Origin of the sequence: Planosporangium spinosum (assembly GCF_049999945.1) — a bacterium.
Classification (GTDB): domain Bacteria; phylum Actinomycetota; class Actinomycetes; order Mycobacteriales; family Micromonosporaceae; genus Planosporangium; species Planosporangium spinosum.
Window position 1 is genome coordinate 24,447 of sequence record NZ_JBLYUB010000019.1, and the last position, 12,739, is coordinate 37,185.

Genomic DNA, 12,739 nt, shown 5'->3' on the forward strand with positions numbered 1-12,739 from the left:
GCCCTGCCCTCATCCCTGCGGCGCGACGCGCCAGGGCAGCACCCGCAGGCGGATGGACTGGCTCAGGTCGCGCAGCTTGGTGAGCACCTCGTCCGGGTAGTCGCGGCCGATGTCGGTGAGGAGGTAGCCGACCTCGCCCCGGGTACCGAGCAACTGGCCCTCGATGTTGACGGAGTGGGCGGCCAGGATGCTGTTGACCTCGGCGAGTACACCGGGCACGTTGTGGTGCACCAGCGCCAGCCGGTGCGTGCCCGACTGGAGCGGCAGTGCGAGCGAGGGCAGGTTCACGCTCAGGCTCGTGCCGCCCTCCATCACGTACCGGTACAGCTTCTCGGCGACGAAGGAGCCGATGTCGGCCTGGGCCTCCTCGGTCGACCCGCCGATGTGCGGGGTGAGGATCACGTTGGGCAGGCCGCGTAGCTCCGAGCGGAACTCGTCGCCGCGGCCCTTGGGCTCGACCGGGAAGACGTCGACCGCGGCGCCGGCCAGGTGGCCGGAGTCGAGGTGGCGGCGCAGGGCGGCGTGGTCGATCACGAAACCGCGGCTGAGGTTGAGGAACAGGCTGCCCGCCCGCATCCTGGCGAACTGCTCCTCGCCGAAGAAGCCGCTGTTGCCGGGCCGGCCGTCGACGTGCAGGGTGACGACGTCGGCCAGCTCCAGCAGCTCGTCGAGCGTGCCGCAGCGGTGCGCGTTGCCCAGCGCCAGCTTGTCGGCGGTGTCGTAGAAGACGACCCGCATGCCCAGGTTCTCGGCGAGCACCGACAGCTGGGTGCCGATGTTGCCGTAGCCAACGATGCCCAGCGTGCGGCCGCGTACCTCGTGGCTGCCCTCGGCGGCCTTGTCCCAGATCCCGGCGTGCATCCCGGCGTTCTTCTCGGTCAGCCGCCGGGTCAGCGCGATGATCTCGGCGATGGCCAGCTCGACCACGCTGCGGGTGTTGGAGAACGGCGCGTTGAACACGGCGATGCCGACGCGCGCCGCGGCGCCGAGGTCGATCTGGTCGGTGCCGATGCAGAACGCCCCGACGGCCCGCAGTTCCGAAGCGGTCTCGAGCACCTTGGCGGTCACCTGCGTCTTCGACCGGATGCCGAGCAGGTGGACGCCGTCGAGCCGCTCGATCAGCTCGTCCTCGTCGAGGGCGCGGGAGACCGTCTCGACGTCGTAGCCCTCGGACCTCAGTCGGGTGACCGCGTCTTCGTGGATGTTTTCGAGCAGCAGGGTACGCACGGGTTCGTTTCTGAGCACCGGTCGAGAATAGTTCAGGATTCGGCGCACGTTCGAGCCGTCCACAAAGTGGATGGTCGATCCCATATTGTGAGAGAAGGGTGGGTGGGCGAGCCGGTCACCGACAACGCGGACCTGGTCCGGGTCGGCCTCGCGGTCCGGACCGGCCGGTACGCCCTCGCCTGAACCGGGTAGGGGTAACGGAGTGGAACGCCGAACTCGCGCGGGACGCCGCCGAGGAGAAGACGACATGGAGCCGAACTGGCGCTGGGACGACGCCGAGCTGACCTTCGCGCCGGACCGGGGACGGGTGCTCCAGGTGCGGGTCGCCGGGCACGACGCGTACTGGACCGACCCCGGTGCGGGCGGCTGGGACGTCGGTGGGGACCGGCTCTGGTTCGGCCCGGAGTACTCCTGGTTCTGGCGGGAACCCGCCCTCGACCAGGCGACCGACTACGTCGTACCGGCGGAGATCGACCCGGGGCACTGGCACGTCGAGGACGTCGGGGCGCGGTACTGCCGGCTGGGGACGACGGCCCGGCTCGACGACCTGCACGGTGCCGGTGACATGACCGTCGAGGTGCGGAGGGAGTTCGAGTGGCTGCCCGGTGCCGCGGGCGAGGCGCGCTACGCCACCGCCGTCACCCTCCGGGTACGGGACGGGCCGCCCGGCGAACCGGTGAGCGCGTGGAGCATCCTGCAGGTACCGGTGGGTGGCCGGATGTTCCTCGGTTACCAGGGGATGCCCGCCTACCGCGACTACTACGAACCGGTCACCTCCGGCCACCTGTACGTCGGCGACGACGCGCTGGAACTCGACATCACCGGTCTGGACCGGTTCAAGGTCGGCCTGCGTGCCACGGTGACCAGCGGCCGCTGCGACTACCGTCGGCCGGTACCCGGCGGCCACGTCGTCATCGAACGCCGGTTCGACCCGCGGCCGGGCGCCCCCTACTGCGACCTGCCCCGGTCGAAGACGGCGGGTACGGACGGCGACGCGGTCCAGGGGTACAACGCCGTGCGTGGGGACGAGCCGGCGCACGGGTACGCGGCGGCCCCGGAAAGCGCCGGCGGTCCGTACGGCCAGTTGGAGCAGCACACCCCGGCCGTGATCGTGGGGAGCGGACCTCCGGCCACCTCGGGCCGGACGATCACCACCGTGCGGTTCGAGCCCCGGCGCGACTGAGCCGTGGCGGGGCTGTCGAACTGCGGCGTGGCCGGTACGGCGGGGCGTGTTACCGGTCGGCATCTGGGGGAAGGCAGCCGCGGAGACTAGGGAGGTACACGTGACCATGCCGTCGAATCCCGCAGACGGTCCGGCGCCGGGCAGGCCCGGGGCCGGATCCAACATTCCGGCCGGCCCGGCCGGAGTGCCCATGACGCCGGGCGGCAGCATGGGTGGCCCGCGTACCGGGCACCCGACCGTGACCGTCGGGACCTATGCCGACTACGAGTCGGCACAGCGCGTCGTGGATTACCTGTCCGACAACCAGTTCCCGGTCGAGTACACCGCGATCATCGGTACCGACCTGCGGCTGGTCGAGAAGGTACTGGGCCGGATGACCACCGCCCGCGCGGCGCTCGCCGGTGCGGCCAGCGGGGCCTGGTTCGGCCTGCTCATCGGCCTGCTGCTCAGCATCTTCACCGTGTCGGCCTGGTGGGCGCTGCTGCTCGCCGGCCTGGTGATCGGCGCCGTGTGGGGGGCGGTCTTCGGCGCCATCGCGCATGCCGCGACCGGAGGCCAGCGTGACTTCGACTCGCGCAGCCAGATCGTGGCAGGGCGGTACGACGTCGTGGTCGACGCCGACCGCGCCGAGCAGGCCCGGCACCTGCTGAGCCGGTTGGGCTCACCGGCCAGCGGCGTGGGCACCGGCTGAGCGGCGCGAACACAGCCGCCGTGCCGGAAAACCGCCGGGTAGCCGGAAACAGCCGGGCGGATCGTCCCAGTACGACCGGAGCGGACCGGCCCGCCGCCGCGAGTGACGGCGGGCCGGTCCGCTCCGGTGGCTGGTCCGCTCCGGTCTTCAGACCCCGACCGGGTAGGTCTCCGGCTCGCGCAGGTCGACGTGGCGCACGTGCAGTGGGCGGACGGACCGGGTCCGGTCGAACCAGAGGAACGCGTCGTACCGGTCGCCGAGCTTCGTCGGGACGTAGTTGCCCCAACTCTCCCGCTCCGGCCGGTAGACCACGCCGATCGCGCGGTGGTCGAGCCAGTCGGTGAGCAGGCGCGGACGGCCGCCACCGGGGGTGCGCGGGAAGACCAGGTGCGCCTTCGCCGGCGCATCGGTGTGCAGGGCATCCTCGAGTGAGCCGGGCCGGGCCGGCGGTACCGTCATGATCTCCATGGGAGCGCCCCACTCGCGGGCGGCGATCACGGTTCCGCGGTGGGCGCCGAACCCGATCAGCACGACCCGGTCCCGTCCGTGGCGTTCCCGGGCGAGCTGACCGATGTTGAACATGCCGGCGCGGGTCATGTCGGTGGCGCGCGCGTCCCCGACGTGGGTGTTGTGTGCCCACACCACGGCCTTCGACTGCGGCCCGTAGTGCGCCAGCAGCCGGTCCAGGGTGTCCATCATGTGCTGGTCGCGGATGTTCCAGGAGTTCGCGCCGCCGGTGACCATGGCCCGGTAGTAGCGTTCGGCGCCGGCCACCACCTCGGCATTCTGCCACAACGCGAACTCGCCGCTGTCGGATTCGACGGCCCGCTGCCGGGCCGCGCGCAGCAGTTTGACGACGTCGTCCTCACAGCTGTGCGGGGTGAACCGGGTGGCCAGGGCGTAGCTCTGTGGGTCCTCGCCGAACGGCTCGAAGCAGCGGTAGGCGTTCATCGCCGCCTCCACCCGTTCCGGATCGTGTTCACGCAGATGGAGGATGATCTCCTCCATCGACTCCCACAGTGAGTACACGTCCAGGCCGTGGAAGCCGACGCGCCGGTGGGGTGCGAGATTGGCGTTGCGGGTCCGTAGCCAGCGGCAGAAGTCCACGACCTCCTCGTTGGCCCACATCCAGGTCGGCCACCGGTCGAACTGTTCGAGCGCCTCGCGTGGGTCGTCGGCCGCGCCCTCCCGGCAGCGTACCGACCGGTCGACCCGTTCGCAGTCGGGCCAGTCGCCCTCCACGCCGACGAACGAGAAGCCATGCTCCTCGATCAGGCGTCGGGTCAGCAGCGCCCGCCATTCGTAGAACTCGTGCGTGCCGTGGCTGGCTTCGCCGAGCATCACGATCCGGGCGTCACCGACGCGGGCCAGTACCGGATCGGTGTCGTCGGCGTCGGACAGCGGCGCCGCCAATCGTCTGGTGTCTTCGCTGTAGCGCCCCACGGCGGGTACCTCCTCATGACCGGCCGGCCGGTCGACCGACGATCGGGAGGGGGATCACTACCCGCCTGTGCCGTCATAAACCGGCCGGCCGCGATCTTTTGGCGCTGCCGCGGCCGCTCAGCCGCCGCTCCCCGCGGTCACCAGTCGCTGGCGCTCCACCTGCGAGACCAGTTCCCGGCAGAAGGCCGGCAGGTCGTCCGGCTTGCGGCTGCTGACCAGGGGGAACGAGCCGCCGGTACAGACGACGAGCTCCTCGTCGACCCATTCGGCGCCGGCGTTGCGGTAGTCCACGGCCATGCTGGGCCAGGACGTCATCCGCCTGCCGCGTACCGCGTCGACGTCGATGAGGACCCATCCGCCGTGGCAGATCACGGCCACCGGCCGACCGGTGGCGATGAACCGCCGCACGAAGTCGCGGGCCGGTTCCTGCCAGCGCAGCAGGTCGCCGTTGGCCACGCCGCCCGGCAGCACCAGAGCGCTGTACTCCTCGGCGCGGGCCGTGTCGGCGGTCTCGTCCACCCGGAACGTGTCCCCGGGGGTGAGGTGGTGGAACGCCTGTACCTCGCCCGGCTCGACTGAGATCAGTCGCGGCGTACCGCCTGCCTGCTCGACCGCCTTCCACGGCTCGGTCAGCTCGACCTGCTCGATGCCTTCCTTGGAGACGAGGAAGGCCACGGACTTTCCATTGATGCTCATGGTCACCTTTCCTGTCGCTTGTCTATGTTGTTTGCTTACCGTTCAGCGACCCGGCTAAACGTGATGTGTTCGTAGCGGCTCCGGCCCGGCGCCTACGGCGTGGGCCGGAGCCGGCCGATCGGTCGGTGTTCCCGGCGGGCGTGGGTGGCATTCGTCCCACCCCGGTCACCACCTGTTGCGACATGCGACGGTCGCCACTGATGCGGCGGCCCGATGGCCGACCGGCCCGCCCGCATGTGCCGTTTCGGCAGGTCCGATGCGGCGACGCGCGGACGTGCGGTGCCGGCTATGAAAAAAGCCCGGCCCTTGCTAGCGTTACCCGGGTTTTTGACGGGTGGCTCGCTTTATCATCGTCCGTCGGACCGGGTCGTCCGTTGGACCGGGTCGTCAGTTGGGCCGAGCTAGCCGTCGGATCGATCCGGGTGTTTGAGGGATCCGGGCGTTCGAGGGATCCGGCCGTTTGGTAGATCGCGGCGCCGAGCCGTCGTGCCCGGTGGGTCAGGCGATGTGACGGCTTCGGACCACCCGGTCCCGGATGTGCGGGTGGTTCCTACCTGACAAGGGGTTACCCGGCGGCAGGGTAGAGTCCGAGGTCATTGCGGGGTTGGCGGTCATGAGTCGCGGGTCCGTTCCCGTTGAACCCGGCGCGGCGCCGGTTTCGGCGTGGTGGGTGGGCGGTAATGTCGGCGCGGTTGGTCCGGTGGCAATCATGGGGTGTCCGGTCCCGTGTCTTCAGAGTGCGGGGATCGACGCTTTTCTGGTGACTGCTGGTTACCGGGAGAAAACGGTTAGCGACCACGAAACGTCGCTAATGAATATTTCCTTGATTCGCGCTGATTCGACCAGGGCGATAAACGGGACTTTGCGCTGTTGTGGATAGGCAGCTATCGTTACTCGACGGTAGGTTGCACGTTTTTGGAAGGACCACCCTGATGGCAAAGCGAACGATCCACATGCTGGTCGACGACCTCGACGGCGGCGAGGCGGCGGAGACCGTCAAGTTTGCTATTGACGGCGCCCAGTACGAGATCGATCTGTCCAAGGAGAACGCGGCGAAAATGCGTGACGCGCTCGCGCCGTACGTCGCGGCCGGCGCGAAGGTCGGCCGGGCCGGCGGTGGTATCGCGCAGCGGGGGGCGGCCTCCCGGGGGCGCGGCGCGGCGGTCGACCGCGATCAGAACCGGGCCATCCGGGAGTGGGCACAGTCCAAGGGCATCGCGGTGTCCGACCGCGGCCGGATCAAGCAGGAGATCGTCGACCGCTACCACGCCGAAGCCGGTCACTGACCGCGGCCGCGTAGCCGGGCCGGGCATCGCATCCGCGTGTCCGGCCCACCCGCACGGACCCCGGCAGGTGCGGGTGCCCCGCCGGCGGCGGTCCGGATCGCCCGGTGCCCGGTCGCGGCGCCCGTCACCGTGGTCTGTTCACCGCGGGGGACGACGGTGACAATAGAACGCTATGAGCGACTCGAGCGCTGACATGCGGGCGTCGAACCGGGAGCGGCAACGGGTCGTCCGGGCGCTGCGCGGCCAGTTACGCGAGGGGCGCCTGTCGGACGTCACCTTCGTACGACGGCTCTTCCTCGCCCTCGACGCCCGCCGCCGCACCGAGCTCGACCGCCTGGTCTCCGACCTGCCGTCCCGGCGGCCGCCGCGGATGCGCCTGGCGGCGCCGTACGCCCGGCTCACCACCCGGCTCGCCCGCGTGTTCGCGCGGTGGAGCGCCGGGCAGTCGCGCGAGCTGGCCCTTCCGCCGGTACCGGGCACCTACGTGATAGGCCGTTCCCAGGACGTCGACCTGCACCTCGACGACATCTCCGTGTCGCGGCACCACGCCCGGATGGCGTACCTCGACGGCGCCTGGGTCATCGCCGACCTGGGTTCGCGCAACGGCACCTGGCTCAACGGCTGGCGGCTGCCCGGGCCGGCCATGGTGCGACCGGGTGACCTGCTCGACCTCGGATCCTGCCGGTTCGTCGTGGTCGACCGGCGGCAGTCCGTGCCGCCGGTCGCGACCGAGGCGGTCACCGAGGTGGTACCGGTCCCGCGGTAGCGGGTACCCGCCGCCGACGGCCTCGCCTACCAGCCGCTGAACGCCTGGAGCGCCCAGGCGATGAGCGGGGTGGCAACCAGCCACAGGACATACAGCCCGACCGGTGGGACCGGCGCGGCCAGTCGCGGCGGGTCGACCTCGGCGATCGCGCGCTCCCTCGCGTACCGCAGCGCGTTCGCCAGCTGTTCGGCATCCCGGCCGGGCAGCACCCCGGCCAGCACCCCGGTACCGCCCCGGGCGGCGACCACCAGGTGCCGATGCCCCGTACCGATCGTGACCTCGCCCCGACCCGGCTCGATCCGCATGACCTGCCACCAGGGGAACCGCCCGCCACCGAACACCCCGGCCACGGCGACGCCGCCGGCGTTCCACGCCAGCCGGGGGCGCAGGTACAGCCGCCAGCCGACCCAGCAGGCCAGCCCCACCGCCACCGCCGCGACGGCCAGGGCCGTCCGGTACCCGACGGCGGGCAGCAGCCCCGCCGGCCCGACCAGGACGAGGGGCATCCCGGCGGTCAGCGCGTACCCGATGGCCCGGTGCTGGGCGTGGGTGCGCACCTGGTACGGGTTGGCGTCACGGTCGGCCGGGCTCAGCGCCTCGACCTCCTCGGACCGCAGGGGAAGCACCCCGAGCGGGGGGACGGTCCACGCCGTGGTCGCCGGCTCGGTGAACGCCGGCGCGTCCAGGCCCGCCCGCAGCGGCCCCACCGGCACGGCCGGTTCGCCGTCGACGACGACGGTGCACCAGCGCCCGGGCGTCGGTACCCCGTACAGCAGCGCCGGTCGCGTCGGCGGCAGGAACGGCTGCTGGTCCACGCCGTCGTCGACGGGTACGGCGTCGAGCAGCGCGGGCGTGCCCGGCGCGCATCGCAGTTCGGCCACGGCGGGCTCACCGGGGCGCGCGTCGCACGCGTAGACGGCGACCCGGTCCGGTACCGCCCGCACGTACACCCGGGTCACCGGTTGGGGCCGGCCGAACAGGGAGCGCAGCGCGGCGGTGCGCGCGGTGCCGCGGGCCCGGCCGGCCAGCCCGGTGCCGGCCGCGACCACGGCGAGGACCAGCAGGCCGGTCAGGTCGTACGGCTCGCTGACCGGCTGGTGCAGCCCGTCTGAGTCGGTGTACAGCGCGAACGCCTGGCCCACCGGGTGCTCGCCGGCGTCGCGCACGTCGGTGTCGACGAGCGTCCCGTCGGGCAGGCGTACCCGCACGGTGAACTCGTCGACCGCCGCGGTGACCTCTCCGGTGACCCGGGTCGCGGCCCGCTGGCGGTCATCGGCACGGCTCTGGCCGACCCAGGTCCAGGCGGTCAACCCGACCGCGACCAGGCCGGCGGTGGCTGCGGCGACCCGCCAGCGTCGCTGCGGGCGTGGTGGTGCCACCGGGGCGGGCGGCTGCCGGTGGGCGACCGCGGTGAGCCAGGCCAGTGCGGTGCCGGTCGCGGGGCGGGCCCGGCCGACCCCGGCGACCGCGAAGCACAGCGCGACGAGGGCGACGTCGGCGGCGTACACCCAGGCCGGTGACGCGACCGCCGGATGGAACAGGTCGTACCCCAACCCCGTGACGGCGAACGCGGCCGCCAGCCACGCTGCGGTACGGGCGTGCACGAAGCCGGTGACGGCCGCGGCGAGCAGCAGCCCGAAGACCACCGCCGCCCCCGCGTCCGGACCGCAGGGCGCGGCGTCGGTGCACGGGGGGACCGGTGCCGTGTCGTTGTGCAACCCGGCCACCACGGTGGCGGTGAGCAGCATGGTGCAGGGCAGGACCCGGTGCAGCCAGCGGGGCCGGGCCAGGGTCCGGAGTGCGCGGGCGTCGCGGGTCAGCAGGGGATCGGCCACCCGCACATGATGCCGGCCCGGACCGGCCACGACGGGGCGCCGGGCCGTGCTCCGCGCCGTGCCGTACGGGGTTTCGGCGGTTGCCGGCCGGGTACCGTGCCACGGAACTCCGGCCGACGGAGGGAGGCACCCCGATGACCACCGTACGTGAGGTCATGACCGCCAACCCCATCGCGATGGACGTGAATACCACCCTCGACGCGATCGCCCGGCAGATGCGCGACGAGGCGATCGGCGACGTGATCGTGACCGAGGGGGACAAGGTCTGCGGAATCGTCACCGACCGGGACATCGCCGTCCGCGCGGTCGCCGCCGACGCGGACCCCCGGGCGACGACGGTCGGTCAGGTGCTGACCCGCGACCCGGTGACCGTCGCCCCGGACGACGACATCAGGGCCGCCGAGGGGCTGATGCGGACGCACGCGGTCAAGCGGCTGCCGGTGCTCGAGCGCGACCGGCTCGTGGGCGTCGTGGCGCTGGGCGACATCGAGGTCGAGGAGTCGCCGGACTCGCTGGAGGCCGCGATCGCCGCCGAAGACCCGAACAACTGACACCCACCACGAGGGAACCGGATCAATGCGCGTCGGGGTTGTCTTCCCGCAGACCGAGATCGGGCCCGACCCGGCCACGATCAGAACGTACGCGACTGCCGTGCAGGATCTGGGCTACACCCACATCCTCGCCTACGAGCACGTCGTGGGCGCCGACCCGGAGCACTACTCCGGCTGGACCGGTCCGTACGACATCCGCACCCAGTTCCACGAGGCGATGGTGCTCTTCGGGTACCTCGCCGCGATCACCGACCTGGAACTGGTCAACGGGATCCTCATCCTGCCTCAGCGGCCGACCGTCCTGGTCGCCAAGCAGGCGGCGGAGGTCGACATCCTCACCGGTGGCAGGTACCGGATCGGCGTGGGCGTGGGCTGGAACCCGGTGGAGTACGAGGCGCTCGGGCAGGACTTCTCCCGCCGCGGCAAACGGATCGAGGAGCAGGTCGAGCTGCTGCGCCGGCTGTGGACCGAGCCCAACGTCACCCACGTGGGCACCTTCGACCGGATCACCGCCGCCGGCCTGGCGCCGATGCCGGTACAGCGACCGATCCCGATCTGGATGGGCGCGGACTCACCGCCCGCGTTCCGCCGCGCCGGCCGGATGGCCGACGGGTGGTTCCCGCAGATGCCTCCCGGGCCGGGACTGGCGGAGGCCAGGCGCATCGTCGACGAGGCCGCCCGCGAAGCCGGCCGCGACCCGGACCGGATCGGCATGGAGGGCCGGATCCAGTACGGTCCGCGCGGCTCGGTCGGCGTGGCCGAGGAGGCGTTCGAGTGGGAACGGCTCGGCGCCACCCACGTCTGTGTCAACACCATGGGGGCCGACCTGCCGAACATCGACGAGCACATCGCGGTGCTGACGTCGGTGTCGAGCAAGATCCGCAGGCTGGTCAGCGCCGCTGGGTAGCCGGACGGCTGGCCATCGCGCAGGGTAACCGAATGGTCACCGCGAGGCGGCCGCCGTCGCGGAGGACGCCCCCGGAGGACCCTCGCGGATGACACTGATCGCCGCGTTCTGCGTGGTGGGGTGGCGCGAGTTAACCTACGGGTACGTAGCCGTAGGAATCCGGAGGGACCACCATGCCATCGCAGACCCAGTTGCTGCTCCAGCTCGAACCGGTCGTCGAAGCCAACCTCAACCGGCACCTGAAGCAGGCCACCGAGTGGTTTCCACACGAGTACGTGCCGTGGAGCGCCGGACGTGACTTCGACGGCGTGCTCGGCGGCCAGCCGTGGGAGGAGTCGCAGTCCGCGCTGTCGGACGTGGCGCGTACCTCGCTGATCGTCAACCTGCTCACCGAGGACAACCTGCCCAGCTACCACCGACAGATCGCGGCGATGTTCGGCCGCGACGGCGCCTGGGGCACGTGGGTGCACCGCTGGACCGCCGAGGAGGGCCGGCACGGCATCGTCATCCGGGACTACCTGCTGACCACCCGCGCGGTCGATCCGATCGCGCTGGAACGGGCCCGGATGAGCCACATGTCCGCCGGCTACACCAACGAATACGACGACGACGTACTGCACGGGATCGCGTACGTGTCGTTCCAGGAGCTGGCCACCCGCATCTCGCACCGCAACACCGGCCGGTTCAGCGGCGACCCGGTCTGCGAGCAGCTACTGGCGCGGGTGGCGCAGGACGAGAACCTGCACATGATCTTCTACCGCAACCTGCTCGCCGGGGCCTTCGAGGTGGCGCCCAACGAGACGATGCGGGCCGTCACCGACGTCGTGACGAACTTCTCGATGCCGGGTACCGGCATCGAGAACTTCGGTCGCAAGGCCGCCCAGATAGCCCTTGCCGGTATCTACGACCTGCGGATCCACCACAACGAGGTGGTCGCGCCGGTGCTGCGGAACCTGCGCGTGTTCGACCGCACCGACTTCAGCGGCGACGGCGAGCGGGCGCGCGAGGAGCTGGCGGCGTTCCTGGCCGGCCTCGACGCCAACGCCCGCCGGTTCGAAGAGCGCCGCGAGGCCCGCCGCCAGCGGGTCACCGTCGGCGCCGGCTGATCGTCCGGGCGCCGGGGCCGGCGGACCGGGCGTTCAGCCGGGCCCGGCCCATCGGCGCGCGTTCACCGGTGGCGGCGACGGGTACGTCACCCGTATGGAGGGCGTGAGGGAAGCACCCGACTACACGCGGGACCTTGTGCGGCTCGGTGACTATACGGTCGTCGATGACGGTGACGACGATCCGGTGCTGCTCACCAAGGATGGCAAGCCGGTCGAGACGTGGCGCGAGGGGTACCCGTACCGGGAACGGATGGAGCGCTCCGAGTACGACCGCGACAAGCGCCTGCTGCAGATCGAGCTGCTCAAGCTCCAGCGGTGGATCAAGGATTCGGGGGAGAAGCTGGTCATCCTGTTCGAAGGGCGTGACGCGGCCGGCAAGGGCGGCACGATCAAACGGTTCATGGAGCACCTGAACCCGCGCGGCGCGCGGGTCGTGGCGCTGGAGAAACCGAGCGAGCGCGAGCGTACCCAGTGGTACTTCCAGCGCTACATCGCCCACCTGCCGGCCGCCGGAGAGATCGTGCTCTTCGACCGGTCCTGGTACAACCGGGCCGGCGTGGAACGGGTGATGGAGCTGACGTCGCGTACCGAGTACCTGGAGTTCATGCGCCAGGCCCCGGAACTGGAACGGATGCTGGTGCGCTCGGGCATCCACCTGGTGAAGTTCTGGTTCTCGGTGTCCCGTAGCGAGCAGCGCACCCGGTTCACGATCCGCCAGGTCGACCCGGTCCGGCAGTGGAAGCTGTCCCCGATGGATCTCGCCTCGCTGGACAAGTGGGACGACTACACCGAGGCCAAGGAGGCGATGCTCTTCTACACCGACACCGCCGACGCGCCGTGGACGATCGTGAAGAGCAACGACAAGAAGCGGGCCCGGGTCGAGGCCATGCGCTTCGTGCTCGACCAGTTCGACTACACGGGCAAGGACCCTGAGGTGGCGGGTACGCCGGACCCGCGGATCGTCGGGCGCGCCTCGCAGATCTTCGAGGAGGGCGAACAGGCCACAAGCCTCCAGGTCCGGCTCTGACCCCGGCCGCCTTCCCGTGAT

12 protein-coding genes are annotated in these 12,739 nt (G+C 71.2%); 8 read left to right on the forward strand and 4 right to left on the reverse strand.

Going from position 1 to position 12,739, the window contains the following annotated elements:
- Positions 1 to 9: 9 nt before the first annotated feature.
- On the reverse strand, positions 10 to 1,245 hold the full coding sequence (gene serA, locus ACNTMW_RS23430) for a phosphoglycerate dehydrogenase (protein WP_426635922.1): 1,236 nt from the start codon (positions 1,243 to 1,245) through the stop codon (positions 10 to 12).
- Between the two features lie 229 nt (positions 1,246 to 1,474).
- Here serA and ACNTMW_RS23435 point away from each other — a divergent pair, with 229 nt between their 5' ends.
- Positions 1,475 to 2,410, forward strand: coding sequence for a hypothetical protein (locus tag ACNTMW_RS23435; RefSeq protein WP_426635923.1), 936 nt, complete (start codon positions 1,475 to 1,477; stop codon positions 2,408 to 2,410).
- Between the two features lie 106 nt (positions 2,411 to 2,516).
- On the forward strand, positions 2,517 to 3,101 hold the full coding sequence (locus ACNTMW_RS23440) for a YflT domain-containing protein (RefSeq protein WP_426636020.1): 585 nt from the start codon (positions 2,517 to 2,519) through the stop codon (positions 3,099 to 3,101).
- 147 nt (positions 3,102 to 3,248) lie between these two features.
- On the opposite strand, the gene ACNTMW_RS23445 is transcribed toward ACNTMW_RS23440, so the two are convergent.
- The gene (locus ACNTMW_RS23445; RefSeq protein ID WP_426635924.1) at positions 3,249 to 4,544 is read right to left on the reverse strand and encodes an erythromycin esterase family protein; all 1,296 of its coding nucleotides are present in this window, start codon (positions 4,542 to 4,544) and stop codon (positions 3,249 to 3,251) included.
- A 117-nt stretch (positions 4,545 to 4,661) separates the two neighbouring features.
- Entirely contained in the window at positions 4,662 to 5,240 is a 579-nt protein-coding gene (locus ACNTMW_RS23450; protein ID WP_426635925.1) for a type 1 glutamine amidotransferase domain-containing protein, read from the reverse strand.
- A gap of 932 nt (positions 5,241 to 6,172) precedes the next feature.
- On the opposite strand from ACNTMW_RS23450, the gene ACNTMW_RS23455 reads away from it, so the two are divergent.
- Both ACNTMW_RS23455 and ACNTMW_RS23460 read left to right on the forward strand, forming a co-directional pair.
- Positions 6,173 to 6,526, forward strand: a complete 354-nt coding sequence (locus ACNTMW_RS23455; RefSeq protein ID WP_426635926.1) for a histone-like nucleoid-structuring protein Lsr2 — start codon at positions 6,173 to 6,175, stop codon at positions 6,524 to 6,526.
- Between the two features lie 172 nt (positions 6,527 to 6,698).
- Complete coding sequence (locus ACNTMW_RS23460) at positions 6,699 to 7,292, forward strand: FHA domain-containing protein (protein WP_426635927.1); 594 nt, start codon at positions 6,699 to 6,701, stop codon at positions 7,290 to 7,292.
- 26 nt (positions 7,293 to 7,318) lie between these two features.
- Here the strand turns inward: ACNTMW_RS23460 and ACNTMW_RS23465 are convergent, their stop codons facing one another.
- The gene (locus ACNTMW_RS23465) at positions 7,319 to 9,127 is read right to left on the reverse strand and encodes a hypothetical protein (protein ID WP_426635928.1); all 1,809 of its coding nucleotides are present in this window, start codon (positions 9,125 to 9,127) and stop codon (positions 7,319 to 7,321) included.
- A 134-nt stretch (positions 9,128 to 9,261) separates the two neighbouring features.
- On the opposite strand from ACNTMW_RS23465, the gene ACNTMW_RS23470 reads away from it, so the two are divergent.
- The 4 genes from ACNTMW_RS23470 to ppk2 all read left to right on the forward strand — a co-directional run bounded on the left by ACNTMW_RS23470 (position 9,262) and on the right by ppk2 (position 12,718).
- Positions 9,262 to 9,678, forward strand: a complete 417-nt coding sequence (locus tag ACNTMW_RS23470; RefSeq protein WP_426635929.1) for a CBS domain-containing protein — start codon at positions 9,262 to 9,264, stop codon at positions 9,676 to 9,678.
- 25 nt (positions 9,679 to 9,703) lie between these two features.
- The gene (locus ACNTMW_RS23475; protein ID WP_426635930.1) at positions 9,704 to 10,585 is read left to right on the forward strand and encodes an LLM class F420-dependent oxidoreductase; all 882 of its coding nucleotides are present in this window, start codon (positions 9,704 to 9,706) and stop codon (positions 10,583 to 10,585) included.
- A gap of 173 nt (positions 10,586 to 10,758) precedes the next feature.
- Complete coding sequence (locus ACNTMW_RS23480; RefSeq protein ID WP_426635931.1) at positions 10,759 to 11,691, forward strand: acyl-ACP desaturase; 933 nt, start codon at positions 10,759 to 10,761, stop codon at positions 11,689 to 11,691.
- Positions 11,692 to 11,794: 103 nt separating this feature from the next.
- Positions 11,795 to 12,718 (forward strand): polyphosphate kinase 2, encoded by a 924-nt coding sequence (gene ppk2 / locus ACNTMW_RS23485; RefSeq protein WP_426635932.1) that lies wholly within the window; start codon positions 11,795 to 11,797, stop codon positions 12,716 to 12,718.
- The last annotated feature ends 21 nt before the right edge of the window (positions 12,719 to 12,739 follow it).

Coding starts and splice junctions, on each gene's coding strand:
- ACNTMW_RS23435 (WP_426635923.1), top strand. CDS start 1,475: ATGGAGCCGAACTGGCGCTGGGACGACGCCGAGCTGACCTTCGCGCCG.
- ACNTMW_RS23440 (WP_426636020.1), top strand. CDS start 2,517: ATGCCGTCGAATCCCGCAGACGGTCCGGCGCCGGGCAGGCCCGGGGCC.
- ACNTMW_RS23450 (WP_426635925.1), bottom strand. CDS start 5,240: ATGAGCATCAATGGAAAGTCCGTGGCCTTCCTCGTCTCCAAGGAAGGC.
- ACNTMW_RS23455 (WP_426635926.1), top strand. CDS start 6,173: ATGGCAAAGCGAACGATCCACATGCTGGTCGACGACCTCGACGGCGGC.
- ACNTMW_RS23460 (WP_426635927.1), top strand. CDS start 6,699: ATGAGCGACTCGAGCGCTGACATGCGGGCGTCGAACCGGGAGCGGCAA.
- ACNTMW_RS23470 (WP_426635929.1), top strand. CDS start 9,262: ATGACCACCGTACGTGAGGTCATGACCGCCAACCCCATCGCGATGGAC.
- ACNTMW_RS23475 (WP_426635930.1), top strand. CDS start 9,704: ATGCGCGTCGGGGTTGTCTTCCCGCAGACCGAGATCGGGCCCGACCCG.
- ACNTMW_RS23480 (WP_426635931.1), top strand. CDS start 10,759: ATGCCATCGCAGACCCAGTTGCTGCTCCAGCTCGAACCGGTCGTCGAA.